This is a genomic window from Flavobacteriaceae bacterium GSB9 (genome assembly GCA_022749295.1).
Taxonomy (GTDB): domain Bacteria; phylum Bacteroidota; class Bacteroidia; order Flavobacteriales; family Flavobacteriaceae; genus Flavisericum.
The window spans coordinates 1,722,545-1,746,384 of sequence record CP062007.1 but is presented as its reverse complement, the minus strand read 5'-3'; the positions used below and the strand labels follow the sequence as shown (position 1 = coordinate 1,746,384).

Sequence of the window (23,840 nt, the reverse complement as noted above, 5' to 3'; positions counted from 1 at the left end):
CCTGCTAAGGCAGGAATCTCATCATAAACGTTGAGACTATGAAAACACAAACTGCAGATAAGACAAAAGAAGTGGCAAATAAAACAGAACATATTACAGGTAGCGAAGCTGTTATAAAGAGCTTAATAGCCGAAGGGGTAGATGTACTTTATGGCTATCCGGGAGGCGCTATTATGCCTGTTTACGACGAGCTTTTTAAGTTCCAGGATCAAATCCATCACGTATTAACACGCCACGAGCAAGGGGCTGCACATGCTGCGCAAGGCTATGCGCGTATTTCTGGTAAGGTAGGGGTGGCCATGGCAACCTCTGGACCGGGAGCAACCAATTTAATCACAGGAATTGCTGATGCCCAAATAGATTCAACACCTTTGGTTTGCATTACGGGGCAAGTAGCTTCACATTTATTGGGAAGTGATGCGTTTCAGGAAACCGATATTGTGGGTATTTCAACTCCGGTAACCAAGTGGAATTGTCAAGTTACCAAAGCTTCAGAGATTCCTGCGGCACTGGCAAAGGCATTTTATATTGCGCGTAGTGGAAGACCAGGCCCAGTTTTGGTCGATATTACTAAAGATGCTCAAATAAGTGAGCTCGATTTTAAGTATGAGAAATGTGTTGGCGTACGCAGTTACAAGCCCATACCAAAAACAAATCCTGACTCAGTAAAAGCAGCGGCCGAATTGATAAACAACGCTAAAAAACCATTTATTGTTTGGGGGCAAGGCGTTATTTTAGGCGAGGCCGAAGCTGAATTGAAAACGGTAATCGAAAAATCTGGTGTGCCAGCGGCTTGGACTATTTTAGGGGCTTCGGCATTGCCAACCTCGCATCCGCTAAATGTTGGTATGGTAGGTATGCATGGAAACTATGCACCAAATAAGCTAACCAATGAATGCGATGTTTTAATAGCCATCGGAATGCGTTTTGACGACCGTGTTACGGGCGATTTAAATACTTATGCGAAGCAAGCAAAGGTGATTCATTTTGATATTGATCCCGCAGAGATTGATAAAAACGTAAAAACTGATATAGCAGTTTTAGGTAATTCTAAAGAAAGCTTGGCGATGTTGGCTGAGGTTTTAAATGAAAACTCCCATGATTCGTGGTTGCAGAAATTTAAGGACTTGTACAAGATTGAATATGAAAAAGTCATTAAAGATGATATTGAGCCTACCAAGGAAGGTTTAACCATGGGCGAAGTGCTAAAGCAAATCAATATTGAGAGTGAAGGCAAAGCAGCCATTGTATCCGATGTGGGCCAACACCAAATGATTGCTTGTCGTTATGCTGATTTTAATGTTACCAAAAGTAATATTACCTCAGGTGGTTTAGGTACTATGGGCTTTGCACTTCCAGCTGCAATTGGTGCTAAAATGGCGGCTCCAGAGCGTGAAGTTGTTGCTATTATTGGCGACGGCGGTTACCAAATGAATATCCAAGAATTGGGTACCATTTTCCAAACCAAGGCGGCCGTAAAAATAGTGGTTTTAAACAATGAATTTTTAGGCATGGTACGCCAATGGCAACAGTTGTTTTTCGATAAACGATACGCTTCCACAGAGATGACAAACCCTGATTTTGTAACCATTGCAAAGGGCTATCACATTCAGGCAAAACGAGTTGAAAAACGTGAAGATTTGGCCGAAGCCGTTAAGGAAATGATGGCTTCCAAAGAATCGTATTTCCTTGAGGTTTGTGTTGAAAAGGAAGATAATGTGTTTCCAATGGTGCCATCGGGGGCATCAGTTTCAGATATTAGATTAAGTTAAGACTACAGAGATGAACGAAGATATAAAAACATTCACCATATCGGTATATACCGAAAATAACATCGGTTTGTTAAACCGTATTTCGGCCATATTCCAACGAAGACACATAAACATTGAAAGTTTAACCACGTCAAGATCAGAAATTGATGGCGTTAACCGTTTTGTAATTGTAGTAAATATTACAGAAACCAATGCCAAGAAAATAGTTAAGCAAATTGAGAAACAGGTTGAAGCAATTCGAGCGTATTATCACACTGATGATGAAACTATTTTTACAGAATCTTGTATGTTTAAAATTAAGTCGAGCTTGTTATTTGATGAGCCTCAAATACAAAACATCATTAAAGAAAGCGATACCAGAATAGTGACTGTGAACCGCGAGTTTTTTGTGCTTGAAAAATCTGGTCGACGCCATGAAATTGAAGCCTTACGTCGCGATTTAAACGTGTTTGGTATCATGCAGTTTGTGCGTTCTGGTAGAATTGCAGTAACTAAAGATGAAATGAAAGTAACAGAAGTGCTAACAGCATTCAATAACCAATAAAAACAAACCAATAATAACAATAAATTTAAAATGGGAAATTATTTTAACACACTTTCGTTAAGAGACAAATTAAATCAATTATCGAAGTGTAGATTTATGGACACTTCAGAGTTTTCAGATGGAGTAAATGCTTTAAAAGGTAAAAAGATCGTCATTGTAGGATGTGGCGCCCAAGGATTAAACCAAGGGTTGAACATGAGAGATTCTGGATTGGATATTTCTTATGCCTTACGTGATGCAGCGATAGCAGAAAAGCGCGCTTCTTACGTTAATGCAACAGAAAATGGTTTTACGGTAGGTACATATAAAGAATTAATTCCAACGGCCGATTTGGTGTTGAACTTAACACCAGATAAGCAACATACCAATGTTGTAAATGCCGTAATGCCCTTAATGAAAAAAGGAGCGACTTTAGCTTATTCCCACGGATTTAATATTGTTGAAGAAGGCATGCAAATTCGTGAAGACCTTACCGTAATTATGGTAGCGCCTAAGTCGCCTGGTTCAGAGGTTCGTGAAGAGTATAAAAGAGGTTTTGGTGTGCCAACGCTAATCGCTGTACACGAAGAAAACGATCCAGAAGGAAAAGGTTGGGCACAAGCAAAAGCGTATGCTGTGGCCACCGGTGGCGATAGAGCAGGTGTTTTGGCATCGTCTTTTATTGCAGAAGTGAAATCAGACTTAATGGGCGAGCAAACCATTTTATGTGGATTGTTGCAAACCGGTTCTATCCTTTGTTTCGATAAAATGGTTGAAAAAGGCATCGAGCCAGGTTACGCTTCAAAATTAATCCAATACGGTTGGGAAACCATTACAGAAGGACTTAAGTACGGAGGTGTTACCAATATGATGGACCGTTTGTCTAACCCTGCTAAAATCAAAGCGTTTGAATTGGCTGAGGAGATGAAAGATATCATGCGTCCATTATTCCAAAAGCATATGGACGATATCATTGAAGGTGAATTTTCAAAAGGTATGATGGAAGATTGGGCCAACGATGATAAGAAATTGTTAGATTGGAGAGCGGCAACAGGCGAAACTGCATTTGAAAAAACACCGGCTGGTGATGATCAAATCTCTGAGCAAGAGTATTACGACAACGGTGTTTTAATGGTGGCATTTGTAAAAGCAGGTGTAGAGCTAGCATTCGAGGCTATGGTAGATTCTGGAATTATCGATGCCTCTGCTTACTACGAGTCATTACACGAAACGCCACTTATCGCAAATACTATCGCGAGAAAGAAATTATTCGAGATGAACCGTGTAATTTCGGATACTGCAGAATACGGATGCTATTTATTTGATCATGCATGTAAGCCATTGTTGGCCGATTTCATGAAAAAGATAGATACCGATGTAATTGGTAAACCTTATGCAAAAGATAACGGTAAAGCTGTTGATAATGCTAAATTAATTGCAGTTAATAAAGCTTTAAGAAGCCACCCCGTTGAAAAAGTAGGAGAGTTTTTAAGAGCTTCAATGACAGCTATGAAACCAATAGTATAAGCCATTAACTAAACTAAACTAAATTTTGATGGTAAAAACCTGTTGGATTGTTGAGTCCAGCAGGTTTTTTTATTACTAAAAATATCAAGAGAATGAAAGCGCAGCAGAAAACCTATTTCCCCAGTATGGATGACGTGAAGAAAGCAGCCGAAACGATTATAAGCGTTTCAGAAGTAACCGCTTTAAGTCAGAGCTTCAGGTTGTCCAAAAAGTTTGATGCTAATATTTTACTTAAACGTGAAGACCTTCAGCAAGTACGTTCATATAAAATCCGTGGCGCATACAATAAAATTAGCTCACTAACCCAAGCTGAGGCATTAAAAGGGGTAGTGTGTGCTAGTGCCGGTAATCATGCACAAGGAGTGGCCTTATCGTGTAAATTATTGAAAATAAAAGGCACTGTTTTTATGCCGTCGCCCACGCCCAATCAAAAAATAGAGCAGGTCAAAATGTTTGGTGAGGATTTTATTGAGATTAAGCTTGTTGGCGATACTTTTGATGATGCCAGTCGGGCCGCAATGGCCGAATGTAAAGAACAGGGTAAAATATTTATCCACCCTTTTGATGATAAAAAGGTTATTGAAGGCCAAGCGACTATCGGACTCGAAATTTTAGAACAATCAACAGCGCCAATTGATTATGTATTTATTGCCATTGGTGGAGGCGGTTTGGCATCGGGGCTTTCAACCGTATTTAAAACCTTGTCGCCAAAAACAAAAATTATAGGCGTAGAGCCTGAGGGCGCCCCATCGATGAAAGTGTCTATTGAAAACAACAAAAATACCGAGTTGGAACACATTGAAAAGTTTGTTGATGGTGCAGCCGTTAAGCGGGTGGGCGATTTAAACTTTGCCATCTGCAAAAAAAATCTGGATGATGTAATTACCGTACCTGAAGGCAAAGTGTGCGAAACTATTTTGGAACTATATAATAAAGACGCAACTGTAGTCGAGCCCGCTGGAGCATTGAGTATTTCAGCGCTCGATTTTTATGCCGAAAAAATAAAAGGTAAAACCGTAGTTTGTGTAGTTAGTGGCAGTAATAACGATATTACCCGAACGGCAGAGATAAAAGAACGGGCGTTACTTTACGCTAATTTAAAGCATTATTTTATTGTCAACTTTCCACAACGAGCTGGTGCATTAAAGGAATTTGTAGTTGAAATTTTAGGAGAAAACGATGATATTACGTATTTTCAATACGCTAAGAAAACCAACAGGGAAAATGGTTCGGCCGTAGTAGGAGTACGTTTAAAATCTGCCGATGACCTGAAGCCACTAATCTCTAAAATGAAACAACGGAAATTTTATGGCGATTACCTAAATGATAAACCTGATTTGTTTCAGTTCTTGGTTTGATTTATACCATTTAAATGCGAAATCGTTTTCGCGGTATAACTCCTAATTCTGAATGATACAACCCCAAATTCTAACTAATTTTTCTTTACTTTTAACCTTAAATTTAGGTAAAACAACTGAAGTAAAGCCTGTAGTAGGGCATTGGCTATTAATATAAAATCAATCTAATGAGCGATACATTTCAAGACATTCCACAAGAGTTTAAAATCGAATCGATATACCATCAAAACACTTACTTGGCCAATGGCGAATTAAAGCATTGGGAAGGCGATACTGCCGAGGTGTATTCTACAATTTCCTCAACTTCTAAATATCGTCCTACATTGCTGGGTACGGTACCGCAATTGGGTGAAGAAGAGGCTATGGAAGCTTTAAATTCAGCTGTTTCGGCTTATGGAAGCGGACAAGGTTTGTGGCCAACAATGAAGGTGGCCGATAGAATTGCTTGCATGGAGAAGTTTGTTGAACAAATGAAGACCAAACGCGAAGAGGTGGTTAAATTCATCATGTGGGAAATTGGTAAAAATCTGCCAGATTCTCAAAAGGAGTTCGATAGAACGGTTGATTATATTTACGATACTATTGAAGACTACAAACAATTAGATCGTGATTCAGCTAAATTTGAAAAAAACTCGGGTGTTTATGCACACATACGGCGTGGGCCACTTGGTGTTGTTTTGTGTTTGGGACCTTATAATTATCCGTTAAATGAAACTTTTACATTACTTATTCCGGCCTTGATAATGGGGAATACGGTAATTTTTAAACCAGCTAAGCTTGGTGTACTCCTTATTTCCCCGTTGTTGGAGGCCTTTCAAAATAGTTTTCCAAAAGGTGTCGTAAATGTTATTTATGGCCGTGGAAGAGTTTTGGCTAGTCCAATCATGAAATCAGGCAAAATTGATGTTTTGGCATTAATTGGTAACAGCAAATCGGCAAATGCCTTACAAGCACAGCATCCAAAGGGGAATAGGTTGCGTATGGTTTTAGGGTTGGAAGCTAAAAATCCAGCTATTATTTTACCCGATGCCGATTTAGATTTGGCTGTTGAAGAATGTATTTCCGGTACCTTGTCTTTTAACGGGCAACGGTGTACCGCCCTTAAAGTGCTTTATGTACATGAATCGGTTGTTGAAGAGTTTAATCGTCGTTTTTCTTATAAAGTAGATCATCTCAAATTTGGAAATCCTTGGGAAGAAGGAGCAAAATTAACTCCGCTTCCAGAAGTTGATAAGCCCGCTTATATTCAAGAGCTTATTGATGATGCCGTAAGTAAAGGTGCTAAAATATTGAATGAAAAAGGTGGGGCGCTTAGTGAAAACTTTATTTTTCCGGCTGTGCTTTACCCTGTAGATGAAAGTATGCGTGCATTTAAAGAAGAACAGTTTGGACCATTAATTCCTGTTGTACCGTTTTCAGATATTAACGAACCTTTAAATGATATGGCCGAGTCTAATTATGGTCAGCAAGTCAGTTTGTTTGGTAAAAATGTACAAACCTTGTCGCCGCTCATCGACACACTTGTTAACTTAGTTTGCCGTGTAAACCTTAATAGTTCTTGCCAACGTGGACCAGATGTTTATCCATTTACAGGGAGAAAGGATTCGGCTTTTGGAACCTTGAGCGTGCACGATGCGTTACGGTCGTTTTCAATAAGAACCTTTGTTGCTTCAAAAGATAACGAATACAACAATGCCATTTTAGAAGAACTTTTAGAACGTAAAACCTCTAACTTTATAAGCACAGATTATATTTTATAATTTTAAAACAATGAAAACATTTCAAATTTTCGCTTTGTTGCTTTGCTCGGTACTAATGTTTGGATGTGGCAATAAAGCAAAAAATAAAAACGAGGGTTTTACTTATGAAAAAACTTCAGAGCCTTCAAAGGTTGTACCACAAAACCCCAATAACATCGTTATAACAGCTAATGATGCCATGCAATTCAACAAAAAGGAAATAAGGATTGAAGCTGGGAAAGAAGTGAAGGTTACGCTAAGACACATTGGTAAAATGGATAAAAATGTTATGGGGCATAATTTTGTGTTGCTCAAACAAGGTGTTGACGTAATGACCTTTGGAAACAAAGCAGCAGCTTACAAGAATAACGAATTTATACCCGAAAACACTCAAGATGTTATAGCACACACTAAGCTAATAGGAGGAGGCGAAGTTGCCGTGGTAGAATTTGATGCACCGGAGAAGGGAACTTACGAGTTTTTATGTAGTTTCCCTGGACATTATGCTCTTATGCGAGGTAAATTTATTGTAGAGTAATATAATTGTTGGCGCAAATAAACGACTATTTAAAAAATTGGGTATGAATATGCTTAATTCTTGTGTTTTAATGTTGTGTAATTCATAATAAGTTGTAATTTTGCGCCTTATATTAACGAAAGGGGCTCACGCCGACGATTTAGAGTTAATAGTAAGATAGTTATTCAGTGAAAACAGGAAACAACATATCTCCTATCTCTTATATTTTAGCAAAACCTGCTAGAGCTGTTGTTGCGCGTTTTCCTCAAACTCGCCCCTAAGGGGCTATTCAGTTTAAGAAAGTATTCGCTACTTTTAATTTTCGTTATTATTTAGAATAGAAATTTAAAGCCATAGTATGGCTTTTTAAGCCCTTTGTTGTTCAAGCCTAAGGTGTAATTATTGTTGAAAATGGATTCAATATTGGATATAGAGAAAAATACTGTAATTGAGGAAGCAAAAGCCTATTGTGAAACACAAGGTTTAGAAATTGTTTTTACTCATGAGATTTCGGCAACGCATTTGCAGGTTATCTCTGAAAGAACTAAAAACCTTCCGGCCATGTTTCATGCCAATGTTGGGATGTTGTTAGACCGTTTAAAAAATGGTTGCTACCTCCTAATGAAAGACGGTGAAATTTATGGGCATATTTTTGCACACAGGCACGTTGTAGATAAATTTTCTGTATATGAACGTTCCTCGTTGTGGATTCATCAAGCGCATAGAAACCATAATTTGGGGTTGCTTCTCATGGATTTATTGTCGCAAAATTTTAAGAAAGATTTTCTTATTTCAATCGCTCAAGAACCAGCTGTTCATCATAACAATCAGTTATTGGGTATGAGGTTTATTACGCTAAAAGACCTGTCGCCAGTATTAATTTCAACCTTAGAAAAATTAGGAAAACTAAGAGATGAGTACAAATATAGATATTACGTTAACCCTTATTTCGAATCTAAACTTAACCAGATTAATAAGATTTTAAAAAATAAATTTCCGAATATATGAAACATCCATTGCTAAGTATAGCAATGGATAAATAAGCATACTATGGATGTTACATATTTCAATTAAAAAACAATAAATAAAAGTAAATGAAAAAATTAGTGATAGCCTACAGTGGCGGGTTAGATACCTCGTATTGCGCCGTTAGTTTATCTAAAGAATACGACGTACATGCCGTAAGTGTAAACACGGGCGGCTTTACCAAAAAAGAAATTGACCACATAGAGAGCAATGCTTATAAAATGGGGGTTTCAACCTATAAAAACATAGATGCTGTTGCCACATTTTATCAAAAGGTGGTGAAGTATTTAATTTTTGGGAATGTACTTAAAAATAACACGTATCCGTTGTCGGTAAGTGCCGAGCGTATTATACAGGCCATCGAAATTATTGAGTATGCAAAAAGTATAGGGGCAGAGTATATTGCCCACGGTAGCACAGGAGCAGGTAACGATCAAGTACGTTTTGATATGATTTTTCAAACCTTGGCGCCTAATATTAAAATTATCACCCCAATTCGTGATGAAAAATTAACCAGACAACAAGAAATCGATTACCTTAAAGAAAATGGAATTGATATGTCTTGGGAAAAAGCTAAATATTCTATTAATAAAGGCCTTTGGGGGACGAGTGTAGGTGGAGCAGAAACCTTAACTTCTGAAAAACCACTTCCAAATGAAGCATATCCATCGCAATTAAAACATGCCGAAGAAGAAAAAGTAAAATTAACTTTTGAAAAAGGAGAATTGGTTGCTGTAAACGGTGTTGAAAACAGTCCTGAAGTAAATATCGAGGTGCTTAACAATTTGGCTTCAGCCTACGCCATTGGAAGAGATATTCATGTGGGCGATACTATCGTAGGTATTAAAGGACGTGTAGGTTTTGAAGCGGCTGCTGCCCTAATTACTATAAAAGCGCATCACCTTTTGGAAAAACATACGCTTACCAAATGGCAATTGCAACACAAAGAGTACATTGCGAGTTTCTACGGCATGCATCTGCACGAAGGTCAGTATTTAGATCCAGTAATGCGCGATATGGAAGCCTTTTTGCAAAGTAGCCAAGATAAAGTTACGGGTGATGTAACCGTAACGTTGAAGCCATATCATTTTTCATTGGATGGTATTTCATCTGAACACGATTTAATGCGTGCAAAATTTGGAAGCTACGGTGAAGAAAATAAAGGCTGGACTGCCGATGAAGCCAAAGGCTTTATCAAGATTGTAGGCAACCAGAACAAAATATACCAGCAAGTAAACTCGAAATAAAATCGGCTTTTTGTCATGCTAAATTGTCAGGCTGAGCGTTGTTGAAGCCTTATTTAAGCATCTCAATTTCAGGAATTGAAAAAAATATAAAAATGAAACAGATTCAAGTAGGAATAATTGGTGGGGCAGGATACACAGCTGGTGAATTAATTAGATTATTAATAAATCATCCCGAAGCTGAAATTAATTTTGTGTTCAGTACATCAAATGCGGGTAATAAAATAAGCAAGGTGCACCGAGATTTGGTGGGTACATTGGATTTAGAATTTACCGATACTGTAAACCCAAACGTTGATGTGTTGTTCTTATGCTTAGGGCATGGTAATTCGGTAAAATTTTTATCGGCAAATTCGTTCTCTGAAAACACTAAAATTATCGATCTAGGTAACGATTTTAGATTGGAGGCCGGTAAAGTTTTTGATGGAAAAACTTTTGTATATGGCTTACCGGAATTACAGAGAAAAGCTATAACCGAAGCGAACTATATTGCTAATCCAGGCTGTTTTGCTACGGCCATTCAGCTGGGACTGTTGCCATTGGCTAATAAAAATTTGCTTATCACCGATGTGCATATTAACGCTGTAACAGGAGCAACTGGTGCCGGTACATCGTTATCGGCAACCACGCATTATACTTGGCGCGATAACAACTTTTCCTATTATAAGCCTTTTACGCATCAACATTTGGGCGAGATTAACCAATCGGTTAAACAGTTGCAAAATGGTTTTGCAAACGATATTTTGTTTATGCCCAATCGTGGAAATTTTTCAAGGGGGATTTTCGCCACCATTTACACGGATTTTGAAGGTTCGGTAGATGATGCTAAACGCATTTATAACGAATTCTATAAAAATGCTGCTTTTACCTTTGTTTCAGATGATTTTTTACATTTAAAACAGGTAGTAAACACAAACAATTGTTTGGTGCATTTACACAAGTACGAAGGTAAATTGTTGATAACAAGTATTATTGATAATTTATTGAAAGGTGCTTCTGGCCAGGCTGTTCAGAATATGAATTTAATGTTTGGTTTAGACGAAGCAACAGGGTTGCATTTAAAAGCAACCTATTTTTAATAGCTAGCTTGGTGCGTTAGTGATTGCAGTAGAAAGCCCACAGCGAGGCACGAGCGAGGACTTGAAACGTAAAGCGCGACCCTTTGGGTAACGCCATAAAAATTAACTAAAAAAAACAACTAAAATGCCATTATTTGATGTTTATCCATTGTACGATGTAACCCCGGTTTCGGCAAAGGGACTGTATGTTTACGACGATAAGGATAATGAATATTTAGACCTCTACGGCGGGCATGCCGTGATTTCCATTGGCCATGCGCATCCAAAATATGTTGAAGCCGTTTCGAAACAGGTTTCAGAATTAGGGTTTTATTCCAACGCTATTCAAAATCCATTACAAAAGCAACTGGCTGAAAAAATTGAGACACTTTCGGGCTGCACAGACTACCAATTGTTTTTGTGCAATTCTGGTGCCGAAGCTAACGAGAACGCCTTAAAATTAGCCTCGTTTAAAACGGGTAAATCGCGTGTGGTTTCGTTTAAAAATGGATTTCACGGACGTACATCGGCAGCTGTTGCAGCAACAGATAATCCAAATATTATTGCGCCAATTAATGCACAGCAAAAGGTAACGATTTTAGAACTAAATGATATTTTAGGTGTCAAAGCAGAACTTGAAAAGGGCGATGTTTGTGCGGTAATTGTTGAGTTTATTCAGGGGGTTGGTGGATTAGATCAAGGCACGGCCGATTTTTTCGAGCAAGTGTACGCGCTATGCCAAGCTAATAATACGATGTTTATTGCCGATGAGGTGCAGTCGGGCTATGGGCGTTCGGGTAAGTTTTTTGCATTTCAACACTATAATGTAACCCCCGATATTATTTCGATTGCTAAAGGTATGGGCAACGGATTTCCTATTGGCGGTATTTTAATCCACCCAAATATTGAAGCCAAGCATGGTATGTTAGGTACTACGTTTGGTGGTAACCATTTGGCTTGTGCAGCCGGTCTGTCAGTTTTAAATGTTATAGAAGAAGAGGAGTTAATGGATAACGTTAACGCCATGTCGGAATACTTTTTGAAATTGGCAAATAGTGTTCCGCAGATAAAAAATATAAAGGGTAGGGGCTTGATGCTTGGTTTGGAATTTGATTTTGAAGTGGGCGAATTACGAAAAAAGCTCATTTATGAGCATCGCATATTTACCGGAGGCGCTTCCAATAAAAAACTGTTGCGAATTTTACCACCATTAACCATAAAAAAGGACCATATCAATCACTTTTTTGAGGCTTTGATTGAAGCGGTATCGGAAGTTGAAGAAGACCACTTGCAGAATGTTTAACCATCAGCTTATACGATAAACATGCAAAAGAAAACACGTGTTTTACTAAAAGTAGGCTCAAATACCCTCACGAAAGAGACCAACAATATTTCTAGGGGTAAAATTGAAGATATTGCTAATCAGATAGCACAGCTTCAAGATACGCATGAGTTTGTTATTGTGTCATCAGGAGCCATTGCCGTAGCTAAACAATTTGTGAAATTGGAGAGCAAAAAAAAGGACGTTTTTGTAAAACAGGCCTTGGCATCTATTGGTCAGCCACATTTAATTCGTATTTATCAGGAAATTTTTAGGGAATATGGCTTGTTGACCTCACAGTGTTTATTGTCATATTCAGATTTTGAAAAGAAGGAAAGCCGAAAAAACATCGTCAATACCATCAATGTTTTGGTGAACAATAATTATATTCCCATCATTAATGAAAATGACACGGTGGCTACAGACGAAATTAAGTTTGGTGATAACGATAAGTTGGGGGCTTTAACGGCTTCGTTGTTAAAAGCCGATTTGTTTATTATAGCAACTAATACAAATGGTATTTATACGAAGGAATCATTCGAAAACGGTGCACCAAAAACCATTGGAACGGTACATGATTTTGAAGAATTGGCCAATCAAGTGGTCAATTCAAAATCTTCCCACGGTAGTGGCGGTATGCAGTCGAAAATTGAAGCGGCTTCTGTAGCCAAAAATGCTAATATTGAAACCTGGATTGTTAACGGTTTGGCTGATAATTTTATATTGGATGCCATCGAGCATAAGGTGCCTTTTACCAAAATACAATAAATAAAGAACAAAAGATAAAAGATGAAATGAGCCATAATAATTCTTGATGATTACCGAGATATTCAGTGGTGGATTACATCTGACCGATAAAAAAAATGAATTCTAAACAGATGAAACATTACACCTCCATACACGATATAGATAATATCAATTCATGGATTGAGGAAGCTAAAAAATTAAAGCAGACACCTTTAAATAATATAGAATTAGGAAAGAACAAAACCCTTGGGTTGTTGTTTTTTAATTCCAGTTTGCGTACCCGTTTGAGTACGCAAAAGGCGGCTTTAAATTTAGGGATGAATCCTATTGTTATGAATGTTTCTGGCGATGCTTGGGGGCTGGAGTTTGAAGATGGCACGGTAATGAATGGCTCAACGGCCGAACACATAAGGGAAGCTGCTGCGGTGGTGTCGCAATACTGTGATATTATTGCCGTGCGTGCTTTCCCAACGTTAACAGATAAAGTAAAGGATGAAAGCGAACAAGTGCTCAATGCTTTTAAGAGGTACGCATCCGTGCCTATTGTAAATATGGAAAGTGCCACAGGCCATCCATTACAGGGGCTCACAGATGCTTTAACCATTTCGGAGCATGCCAAAACTAAAAGGCCCAAAGTGGTTTTAAGTTGGGCGCCTCATATAAAAGCGTTGCCACATGCCGTAGCCAATAGTTTTACACAAGTGATGCAAAAATTGGATGTAGAATACGTTATTGCCAATCCTGAAGGTTACGATTTGAACCCTGAAATTACGGGGAATACAAAGGTTTATCACAACCAGGAAGAAGCCTTTAAGGATGCCGATTTTGTTTATGTGAAAAATTGGAGTTCATACGAAGATTATGGAAAAGTGCTCAGCACCGACCCCAATTGGATGATTACCAAAGAAAAGTTGGGTGATGCAAAATTTATGCACTGCTTGCCTGTTCGCCGTAACGTAATTGTTGAGGATGCGGTGTTGGATAGCGGTAGTTCATTGGTTATCGAGCAGGCTAATAATCGTACCTATGCCGCGCAGTTGGTGTTGAAGAAACTGTTGGAGAATAATAAATAGAAAACGTCATTGCGAAAGAGGAACAATTGAAGCAATCTTTCAATAGGTTACTTCGTCATAATGATAATTAAAAAAATGGAAAAACTATCCATAGTAAAAATAGGCGGAAACATCATCGAAGATGACAATGCCCTAAACGCATTCTTAAAATTATTTGCTAATTTAGAAGGAAAGAAAATTTTGGTACACGGTGGAGGCAAACGAGCCACGCATGTTGCTTCAAAATTGGGCATAGAATCGAAAATGGTTAATGGCAGGCGTGTCACTGACACCGAAACGCTAGAGGTGATTACCATGGTGTACGGTGGTTTGGTAAATAAAAATGTGGTAGCCAAACTACAAGCATTAAATACTAACGCGATTGGCTTAACAGGTGCAGATATTAACAGTATTAAATCGGTAAAACGCCCAGTAAAGGAAGTCGATTTCGGTTTTGTGGGTGATGTGAAAAGCGTATCTTACCAGTCGGTCAATAAATTGATAGAGGCCGATTTTACTCCTGTTTTTTGTGCGATTACTCACGACGGAAATGGCCAATTGCTCAATACTAATGCAGATACCATTACATCGCAAGTAGCAGTGGGTATGAGTCAACTTTACGAAACATCCATTTATTATTGTTTCGAATTGAATGGAGTTTTAAGAGATATTAACGATAAAAGTTCGGTAATAAAACACATCGATTCCAAAACCTACAAAGAACTTTTAGAGCAGGGTATTATTGCCGATGGGATGCTTCCGAAGCTTGAAAACTGTTTTGAAGCGCTTAACAACGGCGTGAGCAATATCAACATGGGAAATACATCGATGTTAACACAAACCGATAACAATTTTACAACCATAACTTTATAATATGGCGCTACAGGAATTAACTCAAAAAGCCATTACGCTTTTAAAAACACTCATTGAAACGCAGTCTTTTTCTTCTGAAGAAGACGCTACTGCAGCACATGTTGAAGCTTGGTTTAAACAATTCAATATTGATTATACGCGTACTAAAAACAACGTTTGGGCAATCAATAAACACTTTGACGAAAGTAAGCCAACGCTGTTGTTGAATTCGCATCACGATACGGTAAAACCAAATAGTGCATACGTCAAAAATCCTTTTAAAGCTATTGTTGAAGATGGCAAATTATATGGTTTGGGCAGTAACGATGCCGGCGGGTGTTTAGTGTCTTTAATTGCGACGTTTACCCATTTTTATAACCATAAGGATTTAAAATATAATTTGGTAATGGTTGCTTCCGCAGAAGAGGAAAGTAGCGGTCCCAATGGGCTCAACAGTATGTTGTCCATTATTCCAAAAGTAGATGTGGCCATTGTGGGCGAACCCACTTTGATGAATTTGGCTGTAGCGGAAAAAGGGCTCGTGGTTTTTGATGCCGTAGTAGGCGGAACGCCTAGCCATGCAGCTCATCCCAACGATAACAACGCTATCTATAACACTATTGAGGTGTTACAGTGGTTTAAAGATTTTAAATTCGAAAAAAGCACTGATGCTTTAGGGGAGGTTAAGTTGACGGTAACCCAAATTAATGCCGGTTCGCAGCATAATGTGGTGCCTGGTCATGTCGATTTGGTGGTCGATGTACGCGTTAACGATGCTTATAGTAATGCCGAAATAGCTGAAATTTTACAAACCCAATCACCCTGTACTAGCATAACGCCCCGTAGTTTGCGCTTAAATTCGTCATCTATACCTGTGGATCACGATTTGGTGAAAGCTGGAATAGCCATGGGTAGAAGCACTTATGGGTCACCAACATTATCGGACCAAGCGGTACTGAAATGCCCAAGTTTAAAATTGGGGCCTGGAGATAGTACGCGCTCACATTCGGCAGACGAATTCATTTATATCAACGAAATAGAAGAAGGCATTCAAATGTATGTTGAATTGTTGAATCGGGTTATCGTATAACGTCATAGTGAAGAGCGGAGGAACTTGGTTATCTCTAAGAATATAAAATAGCTTTATCTTAGCCTGTCTTGAGCATAATAGTAAGGTTCACAATGAGAGTAATAGAAATTGTCACCCTGAGCAGAGTCGAAGGGCCTAAAAAATTAAAACTAAAGAATTATAAGATTCCTGCCCTCGCGGGAATGACAAAAAACATAATAAATGAAACTCTGGGACAAAGGTATATCCATCGATAAAAAAATAGAACAATTTACAGTAGGTAACGATAGAGAAATCGATATCCATATTGCAAAATACGATGTTATGGCATCAAAAGCCCATGCTAAAATGTTGCACAAAATAGGCATTTTAAACCAGGCTGAACTTGAGCAGTTATTAGGTGGTTTGCAAGATTTGGACAATCAAATTGAAACTGGCGAATTTGTTATTGATGAGCAGTTTGAAGATGTACATTCCAAAATAGAATTCGAACTCACCAAAACCCTAGGCGATGTGGGTAAAAAAATTCATACAGCTCGTTCCAGAAATGATCAAGTTTTAGTGGCACTTCATCTGTACTACAAAGAAAATTTGACTTTGGTAAAAGAAAAAACCAAAACGCTTTTCAATACGCTATTGGATCAAGCTGAAAACTATAAAAATAAAGTACTGCCGGGTTATACGCACTTACAGGTGGCTATGCCGTCGTCGTTCGGGTTGTGGTTTTCCGCCTATGCCGAGTTAATGGTTGATGATGTATTTTTAATCGATGCCGCTAAAAAAACGGTGGATCAAAATCCGTTGGGTTCAGCTGCAGGCTACGGAAGTTCTTTTCCAATCGACAGAACGTTCACAACAAAAGAAATGGATTTTGCCACCTTAAAATACAATGTAGTAGCAGCCCAAATGGGACGTGGAAAAAATGAAAGAACTATTGCAGCGGCTCTAGGAAGTTTAGCAAATACTATGGCGCGTTTTGCAATGGATACTTGTTTGTATATGAGTCAGAATTTTGGATTTATTTCCTTTCCAGATGAATTGACCACAGGAAGCAGTATTATGCCGCATAAAAAGAATCCCGATGTTTTTGAATTGATACGTGGAAAATGTAATAAAATACAAGCTTTGCAGAGTGAAATGGTGTTAATCACCAATAATTTACCAAGTGGTTATCACCGCGATTTTCAGTTGTTGAAAGAGAGTATGATTGCTGCTTTTGAGGAAATAAAGGATATTTTGGATATTTTTAATTATTCCATTCAGCAAATTATAGTGAAAGATGTTGATATCAACAGCGATTTGTACAAATACCTGTTTACGGTTGATAACATCAATAATTTAGTGGTTGATGGCCAAACCTTCCGCGAGGCGTATCAAAAAATCGGAGGGCAAGTTCAGGATGGAACCTATGTGCCCGACACCTCAAAAAAGCATACCCACGAAGGTAGTATTCATAATTTATGTTTGGATGAAATTCGCGCTAAATTTCCTGCTTAAGATTTATTTGTTGGGGGTGCAAAGCTGCGACTGCTGCCCCTATTAAGCCGGCATAATTGCCTAATTCGGCAGGAAGTACGGGAGTGGAGACGGTAATCCGTTTTTTGAATGCATCAAAATCTTTTGATGTGCCACCACCGAGAATAATATAATCGGGGCATAAAACAGTTTCTACGATTTCCAGAAAAGTATTAAATCGTTTGCCCCATTTTTTATAGCTTAAGTCTTTCCGATCTTTAACGGAGGCCGCTGCCCAATGTTCAATTTTCCTGTACTTTTTATAGGGTATTTGGCCTAATTCGAAATTAGGAATCAGTTCGCCGTTATAAAATGCGCCACTTCCAAGGCCAGTTCCAATAGTGATGATGATAACAAGACCTAGTTTGTCTTTTCCAATACCGTAGTTCATTACGGCATACCCAGCTGCATCAGCATCATTAATTACGGTAACCGGTAGTCCACAAGCATCAGAAAATAAGGTTTCGGCATTAACGTTTACCCAGCTGGAATCTAGGTTCCCTTTGGCTTGGCAAACGCCATTTTTTACAATACTTGGAAACCCGCATCCTATTGGGCCCTTGTAATTAAAATGATTAACAATGTCTTTAAATGTTTTAGCCATGCCTTTGGGTTTTCGAGATGGTGGGGTTGGAATCCGAAAGCGTTCTGTAATAAGTTCTCCTGTTTCTGAATTTATAATCGCACCCTTCATTCCCGATCCGCCAATATCGATTCCTAGTAATTCCATTTATGTTTTAAATTTTGATCCAGCTTAAAAATACAACAGTTTCAATAAATTAAAAAAGCGCATGGTTTACATGCGCTTTTAAGGACTTCCAAAAATGTTTAGTTTAATATGTTGGTGACTAACTCAAATAATTAAATAATCGTGGACTGTCCTAAATGTATGTTAGTAAAGTTTAAATTGGTCTCATCCGGATTATTGATAAAGTCTTCAATAAAATCGCCCACTTTTGTGGTGCTTATATTGTCGTATTTGTTGTTTAAATCGGGAGTGGTGATGTGTAGTTTTAGAGATTTATCTACACCTTCCCTTACCAAGGCAGCTTCTTCATCGAGTCCGAAATGATCTAACAGCATGGCTGCCGACAAAATTGAAGCAATGGGGTTGGCAATACCTTTGTTGGCCGCTTTGGTGTAAGCCCCGTGAATAGGCTCAAACATGGCATGCTCATCACCTACAGATGCTGAAGCTAGAAGGCCTATAGAACCTACAATTACACTCGCTTCTTCCGACAGGATATCTCCGAACATATTTTCGGTTAATATAACATCAAATTGTCTTGGACGGATAATGAGTTCCATCGCTGCATTATCAATGTATAGATAATTAACTCTTACATCGGGGTATTGCGGTGCTATTTCTTGAACCACACGCCTCCAAAGCCTTGAACTTTCCAAAACGTTCGCTTTATCAACTAAAGCTAATTTACGCTTTCTTGTTTGTGCCGCCTTAAAGGCTTGGTGGGCAATACGTTCAATTTCAAACCGATGGTATGTGCAAACATCCGAGGCTGTGTTGCCATCTTCACTTAATGTCCGTTCTCCAAAATATATGCCACTGGTTAACTCGCGGTAAATGAGAATGTTTGTGTCTTTAATTTGTCTGACTTTAAGTGATGATTTGCTTAATAAATCGTTATAAGCAATGATAGGCCTAATGTTTGTATGTAAACCCAATGCTTTTCGGATGCCTAAAAGGCCTTGTTCTGGTCTAATTTTGGCATCGGGATCTAAATCGTACGATGTTTTTCCTATGGCTCCAAACAGTACAGCGTCAGATTTTTTACAAAGATCGATGGTTTCTTGTGGTAGGGCTTTGCCTGTTTTATCGATTGCACTGGCACCAACCAAACCGTTTTCGAAAGTAAATACGTGATTAAATTCCATAGCAATAGCTTTCAAAACCTTAACGGCTTGAGCTATAACTTCTGGGCCTATACCATCGCCAGGTAAAACGGCAATATTTAACTTCATTTCGTATTTACTTGTTTAAGCAGAAGTGATTTCTTTATATACTTTGCTGTTTTCTATAATATGATGAATATCGTTATCGTCAACTTCCTTTTTTGTATCGGCAAAATCTAAGAAATTAGCATAGATTTCATCCAATTGTAGCTTCGTTAACTCGTATCCAATATTTTTTGCTCTATAAGCTAAAGCCGCTCTACCACTTCGGGCTGTTAATACGATGGCCGATTCGGTAACACCAACATCTTTTGGGTCTATAATTTCGTAAGTTTCGCGATTTTTAATAACCCCATCTTGGTGAATTCCAGAACTGTGTGCAAAGGCATTCGCTCCAACAATAGCTTTATTAGGCTGGGTATAGATACCCATGTTATCTGAAACCAATTGGCTTAAACCATAAAGCATTTCAGATTTTATATTAGTATCTAAATTCAAGTAAGGATGCTGTCTTAAAATCATAACCACTTCTTCTAGGGCCGTATTACCTGCACGCTCACCAATACCGTTAATGGTACATTCTATTTGGCGGGCACCATTGATTACACCCTCTATGGAGTTTGCAGTGGCTAAACCAAGGTCGTTGTGGCAGTGGCAAGATAAAATGGCTTTATCAATACCTTTTACGTTTTCTTTAAGGTATTTTATTTTGTTACCATATTCATTGGGTAGGCAATATCCAGTGGTGTCTGGAATATTTAATACCGTTGCACCAGCTTTTATGACCTCTTCACAAATCTGAGCCAAATAATCGTTATCTGTCCTGCCTGCATCTTCAGCATAAAACTCTACATCTTCCACAAAAGTTTTAGCAAAACTAACCGCTCTTACGGCACGCTCAATAATAGCCTCTCTGTTAGATTTAAACTTATATTTAATATGAGAATCTGAAGTACCAATACCCGTATGGATTCTTGGTGTCTTGGCATGTTTCAAAGCTTCGGCAGCCACTTTAATATCGTTCTCTACAGAACGTGTTAAACCACAAACCGTTGCGTTTTTTACAATTTTTGAAATGGCTTCAACCGATTTAAAATCTCCAGGGCTAGATACCGGGAAACCAGCTTCAATAATATCAACACCTAATTTATCAAGCTGTTCGGCTATGATTAATTTTTGGTCGGTATTAAGCTTACAACCAGGTACTTGCTCTCCATCTCTTAGCGTTGTGTCAAAAATTTGTACTTTGTTATCAGACATTTAATTAAAATATATTTTCTTTTTGTTTTACGAATGTATATTTTGGTTTCTAAAATACAGAATTCAATAAATAGTTTTTACGATGTTTAAGCCTTGTGATGTTTTGTTAAAAACCTGAAAATCAGAATTATGAATCAATAATTGTAACTATGACAAAAGAGCTAAAAGATAATTTGTTTGTTTTGGTAAAGTCCCTCTCGAAGTCTGAAAAAAGACAATTTAAGCTTTATGTTGGTCGATTAGGGGTTAATGAAGATTCTAAGTTTTTGATGCTTTTTAACATTTTAGATAAGCTTTCGGTCTACGATGAGGCCGCTATCCTTAAAAAAGGCATTGTTAAAAAGCAGCAGTTATCTAACCTAAAAGCGCATTTGTACAAACAAATCCTGATTAGCTTGAGGTTGAATCCGTCACATCAAAATGTTAGGATCCAAATACGCGAACAGTTAGATTTTGCTACAATACTCTATCACAAAGGACTTTATAAGCAAAGTTTAAAGATTTTGGACAAGGCCAAGAATTTGGCTATTTCGCATGAAGAAAAAAATGTGGCCTACGAAATTGTTGAACTGGAGAAGGTCATTGAGTCGCAATACATAACAAGGAGCTTGAGTAATAGGGCCGACGAGCTTTCTATCCAAGCTAAGGAGTTAAGCCAACAAAATGTATTGGCCAGTAAGCTATCTAACCTTTCGTTGCAACTTTATGGTTTGTTTTTAAAAACGGGCTATATAAAAAACGACGAAGAACATAAAATTATAACCCAGTATTTTAACGACAGGCTGCCAAAGTACGACATCAACAAGTTAGGTTTTAGAGAGAAATTGTGGCTGTACAAATCGTATTTGTGGTATAGTTTTCTAACGGTCGATTTTTTGTCCTGTTACAAGTATGCGCTAAAGTGGGTCGACCTGTTTTATGAAAACAAAGACATGATAATTCTAAACCCCGTGTTCTTTTTGCGAGGCAACCATTACTTGTTGGAAGCCTTATTTTATTTACGCCAGTATGAAAAATTTAAATCGGCATTACACAAATTAGAAAAGATCACACAAGAAAAATGGTTTCCGCTTGACGACAATAACGAAAGCCTCGCCTTTTTGTATATCTATAATAATAAATTCAACCTGCATTTCATAGAGGGAAGCTTTAAAGAAGGTTTGCCTTTAATAGATGAGGTGTTAGAACGTTTGAAAAATTACCAAAGCCGTATAGACGAACATCACATTATGGTGTTTTACTACAAAATAGCAAGTATGTATTTTGGTGCTGGGGAGAACAAAAAGTGCATCCAGTTTCTCGATAAGATAATAAGCAATAAGTCGTTACAAATGCGGGAAGATTTGTTGTGCTTTTCAAGAATTTTAAACCTTGTGGCCCATTATGAAGCGGGTCTGGATTATAATTTAGATGCTTTGATTAGAAGTACTTATAAGTTTTTAATCAAAATGGAAGACCTTTACGAAGTTCAAAAAGAGTTTATTAAATTTTTAAGGAGCTTGGGTGATATTTATCCACACGAGGTTAAAAACGAATTCATCAAACTTCATAAGAAACTAAAGGAATTTGAAGACGACCCCTACCAAAGCAGGGCCTTTTTGTATTTGGATATCATTTCGTGGTTAGAGTCTAAAATTCAGAACAGGCCAATTGGATTAGTTATAAGAAATAAATTTCATGAAAGGCGGCACGAAAAGCATTAATCTTTGGCAAAAACAAAAATTTCTCTATAAAAAATTTGGATATTAACTTTTTCTGAACGAATATTTGCATTCATAAAGTTCAAACACTTATTGAAATGTTATCAAGAAAGGTGGAGGGATTAGACCCTATGAAGCCTTAGCAACCCTTTATCTGTAAAGAAGGTGCTACATTCTACCCCGTTCTACCCTAATATAGAGCACGATCGGATAGATAACCTAAAAAAATTGCTTTCTGTAGTTTTAAATTCTTTGTAACATTTTTCTATTAAGTACGCTTTTTAAAGTGCATTGGCTTTTTTAATTAAATCATAATAAGAAAAAACTAGAAAAATGAGTGAAAACAAATTAGCAACAAACGCCTTACATGCGGGCCACGATGTAACCACTAATGCTGGAACCAGAGCTGTGCCTATTTACCAAACAACATCTTATGTGTTTAATAATACAGACCATGCAGCGAATTTATTTGCCCTAAAAGAACTGGGCTTTATTTATACACGGTTAAATAATCCCACAAACCAGATTTTACAAGAGCGTTTGGCAGCTGTAGAAGGTGGTATTGGTGCCGTAGTTTTTGCATCTGGAACAGCGGCCATATCAACTGGGTTACTGACTCTATTGAAAGCAGGTGACCATATTGTAGCTTCAAGCAGTTTATATGGGGGAACGTACAACCTTTTAAACGTAACCTTACCAAGGTTGGGTATTACAACAACCTTTGTAGATGCCGATAATCCAGATAATTTTGCCCAAGCGGTACAAGACAATACCAGAGCATTTTTTGTGGAATCCTTAGGAAACCCGAAATTAGATGTGTTGGATTTAAATGCCATTTCAGTACATGCAAAAGTAGCAGGAGTACCGTTTATTGTAGATAATACCGTTGCTACACCAGCATTGTTGAATCCTATTGAACATGGGGCAAATATTGTAATCCATTCCTTAACTAAGTACATAGGTGGTCAGGGTACGTCGCTTGGCGGGGCCATTATTGATGCCGGTACTTTTGATTGGACCAACGGAAAATTCCCAGAATTCACTGAGCCTTCAGCCGGTTATCACGGCTTAGTGTACAGCGAAGCATTGGGTGAAGCCGCATACACGTTTAAATTAATTTTAGAAGGCTTAAGAGATTTTGGTGGTGCCCTGAGTCCAACAAATGCCTTCAATATTATTCAAGGTTTGGAAACCTTACCAGTTCGTATAAAACAACATAGCGAAAACGCATTGGAATTGGCTAAATGGTTAGAGCAACAACCTGAAGTGGCTTGGGTGAATTACCCTGGGTTGGAAAGTAGTAAATACAAAGCTTTGGCCGATAAGTATTTGCCAAAAGGACAGAGCAGTGTGGTTACCTTTGGTGCAAAAGGCGGATTTGAAGCGGCTAAGACCATTTCAGATAACACGAAATTATTTTCACTATTAGCAAACATTGGTGATACAAAATCATTAATTATTCACCCGGCGAGTACAACACACCAGCAGTTGACAGAAGAACAGCAAGAGTCTGCGGGAGTAACAGCAGATTTAATAAGATTATCTGTAGGAATTGAAGATGTCGACGACTTAAAAGCCGATTTAAAAGGAGCTTTTAGCAAAATATAAATCTATAAACGCCATCAAACAGGTTTGGTGGCGTTTATTAA

The 23,840-nt window shown here is 38.1% G+C and carries 20 protein-coding genes and 1 riboswitch; of the genes, 17 read left to right on the top strand and 3 right to left on the bottom strand.

All coding sequences use genetic code 11. From position 1 onward, the window contains the following. The first annotated feature begins 38 nt into the window (after positions 1 to 38). From ilvB to argH, 15 genes are all read left to right on the top strand, one after another. A complete protein-coding gene (gene ilvB, locus GSB9_01506; protein ID UKM64948.1) occupies positions 39 to 1,772 on the top strand; it encodes a biosynthetic-type acetolactate synthase large subunit in 1,734 nt (577 codons plus the stop codon). Between the two features lie 10 nt (positions 1,773 to 1,782). Beyond that, positions 1,783 to 2,316: an acetolactate synthase small subunit gene (ilvN, locus tag GSB9_01505; GenBank protein ID UKM64947.1), complete on the top strand. Its 534-nt coding sequence runs from the start codon at positions 1,783 to 1,785 to the stop codon at positions 2,314 to 2,316. A gap of 30 nt (positions 2,317 to 2,346) precedes the next feature. Then, positions 2,347 to 3,822, top strand: coding sequence for a ketol-acid reductoisomerase (ilvC, locus tag GSB9_01504; protein ID UKM64946.1), 1,476 nt, complete (start codon positions 2,347 to 2,349; stop codon positions 3,820 to 3,822). A gap of 92 nt (positions 3,823 to 3,914) precedes the next feature. Further along, positions 3,915 to 5,180 carry a threonine ammonia-lyase IlvA gene (ilvA, locus tag GSB9_01503; protein ID UKM64945.1) on the top strand — a complete coding sequence of 422 codons (1,266 nt, stop codon included), beginning with the start codon at positions 3,915 to 3,917 and terminating at the stop codon, positions 5,178 to 5,180. Between the two features lie 167 nt (positions 5,181 to 5,347). After that, entirely contained in the window at positions 5,348 to 6,940 is a 1,593-nt protein-coding gene (locus tag GSB9_01502) for an NADP-dependent glyceraldehyde-3-phosphate dehydrogenase (GenBank protein ID UKM64944.1), read from the top strand. Positions 6,941 to 6,950: 10 nt separating this feature from the next. Next, complete coding sequence (azu, locus tag GSB9_01501; GenBank protein ID UKM64943.1) at positions 6,951 to 7,457, top strand: azurin; 507 nt, start codon at positions 6,951 to 6,953, stop codon at positions 7,455 to 7,457. 390 nt (positions 7,458 to 7,847) lie between these two features. Then, positions 7,848 to 8,444: a hypothetical protein gene (locus GSB9_01500; protein UKM64942.1), complete on the top strand. Its 597-nt coding sequence runs from the start codon at positions 7,848 to 7,850 to the stop codon at positions 8,442 to 8,444. 86 nt (positions 8,445 to 8,530) lie between these two features. Then, positions 8,531 to 9,709 (top strand): argininosuccinate synthase, encoded by a 1,179-nt coding sequence (locus tag GSB9_01499; GenBank protein UKM64941.1) that lies wholly within the window; start codon positions 8,531 to 8,533, stop codon positions 9,707 to 9,709. 92 nt (positions 9,710 to 9,801) lie between these two features. Continuing rightward, positions 9,802 to 10,785, top strand: a complete 984-nt coding sequence (argC, locus tag GSB9_01498; protein UKM64940.1) for an N-acetyl-gamma-glutamyl-phosphate reductase — start codon at positions 9,802 to 9,804, stop codon at positions 10,783 to 10,785. Positions 10,786 to 10,909: 124 nt separating this feature from the next. Then, positions 10,910 to 12,067: an aminotransferase class III-fold pyridoxal phosphate-dependent enzyme gene (locus GSB9_01497; GenBank protein ID UKM64939.1), complete on the top strand. Its 1,158-nt coding sequence runs from the start codon at positions 10,910 to 10,912 to the stop codon at positions 12,065 to 12,067. Between the two features lie 21 nt (positions 12,068 to 12,088). Continuing rightward, positions 12,089 to 12,853 carry a glutamate 5-kinase gene (gene proB, locus GSB9_01496; protein UKM64938.1) on the top strand — a complete coding sequence of 255 codons (765 nt, stop codon included), beginning with the start codon at positions 12,089 to 12,091 and terminating at the stop codon, positions 12,851 to 12,853. 110 nt (positions 12,854 to 12,963) lie between these two features. Continuing rightward, the gene (locus GSB9_01495; protein ID UKM64937.1) at positions 12,964 to 13,905 is read left to right on the top strand and encodes an N-acetylornithine carbamoyltransferase; all 942 of its coding nucleotides are present in this window, start codon (positions 12,964 to 12,966) and stop codon (positions 13,903 to 13,905) included. A gap of 75 nt (positions 13,906 to 13,980) precedes the next feature. Beyond that, positions 13,981 to 14,757, top strand: coding sequence for an acetylglutamate kinase (gene argB, locus GSB9_01494; GenBank protein UKM64936.1), 777 nt, complete (start codon positions 13,981 to 13,983; stop codon positions 14,755 to 14,757). Between the two features lies 1 nt (position 14,758). Beyond that, complete coding sequence (locus GSB9_01493) at positions 14,759 to 15,826, top strand: M20 family metallo-hydrolase (protein ID UKM64935.1); 1,068 nt, start codon at positions 14,759 to 14,761, stop codon at positions 15,824 to 15,826. 201 nt (positions 15,827 to 16,027) lie between these two features. Further along, complete coding sequence (argH, locus tag GSB9_01492; GenBank protein ID UKM64934.1) at positions 16,028 to 17,302, top strand: argininosuccinate lyase; 1,275 nt, start codon at positions 16,028 to 16,030, stop codon at positions 17,300 to 17,302. Here the strand turns inward: argH and GSB9_01491 are convergent. From GSB9_01491 to GSB9_01489, 3 genes are all read right to left on the bottom strand, one after another. Further along, the gene (locus GSB9_01491; protein UKM64933.1) at positions 17,286 to 18,050 is read right to left on the bottom strand and encodes an ROK family protein; all 765 of its coding nucleotides are present in this window, start codon (positions 18,048 to 18,050) and stop codon (positions 17,286 to 17,288) included. The two genes, argH and GSB9_01491, sit on opposite strands and share 17 nt — an antisense overlap. 131 nt (positions 18,051 to 18,181) lie before the next feature. Continuing rightward, complete coding sequence (gene leuB, locus GSB9_01490) at positions 18,182 to 19,300, bottom strand: 3-isopropylmalate dehydrogenase (protein ID UKM64932.1); 1,119 nt, start codon at positions 19,298 to 19,300, stop codon at positions 18,182 to 18,184. Between the two features lie 15 nt (positions 19,301 to 19,315). Next, positions 19,316 to 20,491: a 2-isopropylmalate synthase gene (locus tag GSB9_01489; protein ID UKM64931.1), complete on the bottom strand. Its 1,176-nt coding sequence runs from the start codon at positions 20,489 to 20,491 to the stop codon at positions 19,316 to 19,318. 149 nt (positions 20,492 to 20,640) lie between these two features. Between GSB9_01489 and GSB9_01488 the strand changes: the two genes are divergently transcribed. Continuing rightward, positions 20,641 to 22,194 carry a hypothetical protein gene (locus GSB9_01488; GenBank protein ID UKM64930.1) on the top strand — a complete coding sequence of 518 codons (1,554 nt, stop codon included), beginning with the start codon at positions 20,641 to 20,643 and terminating at the stop codon, positions 22,192 to 22,194. Positions 22,195 to 22,289: 95 nt separating this feature from the next. Next, a riboswitch (SAM riboswitch) is annotated at positions 22,290 to 22,412 on the top strand. A 112-nt stretch (positions 22,413 to 22,524) separates the two neighbouring features. Next, positions 22,525 to 23,799, top strand: coding sequence for an O-acetylhomoserine aminocarboxypropyltransferase/cysteine synthase (locus GSB9_01487; protein UKM64929.1), 1,275 nt, complete (start codon positions 22,525 to 22,527; stop codon positions 23,797 to 23,799). Positions 23,800 to 23,840: the final 41 nt, after the last annotated feature.

Bases quoted from the DNA above. Each gene is read 5' to 3' on its own strand.
- ilvB (UKM64948.1), top strand. From the start codon at position 39: ATGAAAACACAAACTGCAGATAAGACAAAAGAAGTGGCAAATAAAACA.
- ilvN (UKM64947.1), top strand. From the start codon at position 1,783: ATGAACGAAGATATAAAAACATTCACCATATCGGTATATACCGAAAAT.
- ilvC (UKM64946.1), top strand. From the start codon at position 2,347: ATGGGAAATTATTTTAACACACTTTCGTTAAGAGACAAATTAAATCAA.
- ilvA (UKM64945.1), top strand. From the start codon at position 3,915: ATGAAAGCGCAGCAGAAAACCTATTTCCCCAGTATGGATGACGTGAAG.
- GSB9_01502 (UKM64944.1), top strand. From the start codon at position 5,348: ATGAGCGATACATTTCAAGACATTCCACAAGAGTTTAAAATCGAATCG.
- azu (UKM64943.1), top strand. From the start codon at position 6,951: ATGAAAACATTTCAAATTTTCGCTTTGTTGCTTTGCTCGGTACTAATG.
- GSB9_01500 (UKM64942.1), top strand. From the start codon at position 7,848: ATGGATTCAATATTGGATATAGAGAAAAATACTGTAATTGAGGAAGCA.
- GSB9_01499 (UKM64941.1), top strand. From the start codon at position 8,531: ATGAAAAAATTAGTGATAGCCTACAGTGGCGGGTTAGATACCTCGTAT.
- argC (UKM64940.1), top strand. From the start codon at position 9,802: ATGAAACAGATTCAAGTAGGAATAATTGGTGGGGCAGGATACACAGCT.
- GSB9_01497 (UKM64939.1), top strand. From the start codon at position 10,910: ATGCCATTATTTGATGTTTATCCATTGTACGATGTAACCCCGGTTTCG.
- proB (UKM64938.1), top strand. From the start codon at position 12,089: ATGCAAAAGAAAACACGTGTTTTACTAAAAGTAGGCTCAAATACCCTC.
- GSB9_01495 (UKM64937.1), top strand. From the start codon at position 12,964: ATGAAACATTACACCTCCATACACGATATAGATAATATCAATTCATGG.
- argB (UKM64936.1), top strand. From the start codon at position 13,981: ATGGAAAAACTATCCATAGTAAAAATAGGCGGAAACATCATCGAAGAT.
- GSB9_01493 (UKM64935.1), top strand. From the start codon at position 14,759: ATGGCGCTACAGGAATTAACTCAAAAAGCCATTACGCTTTTAAAAACA.
- argH (UKM64934.1), top strand. From the start codon at position 16,028: ATGAAACTCTGGGACAAAGGTATATCCATCGATAAAAAAATAGAACAA.
- GSB9_01491 (UKM64933.1), bottom strand. From the start codon at position 18,050: ATGGAATTACTAGGAATCGATATTGGCGGATCGGGAATGAAGGGTGCG.
- leuB (UKM64932.1), bottom strand. From the start codon at position 19,300: ATGAAGTTAAATATTGCCGTTTTACCTGGCGATGGTATAGGCCCAGAA.
- GSB9_01489 (UKM64931.1), bottom strand. From the start codon at position 20,491: ATGTCTGATAACAAAGTACAAATTTTTGACACAACGCTAAGAGATGGA.
- GSB9_01488 (UKM64930.1), top strand. From the start codon at position 20,641: ATGACAAAAGAGCTAAAAGATAATTTGTTTGTTTTGGTAAAGTCCCTC.
- GSB9_01487 (UKM64929.1), top strand. From the start codon at position 22,525: ATGAGTGAAAACAAATTAGCAACAAACGCCTTACATGCGGGCCACGAT.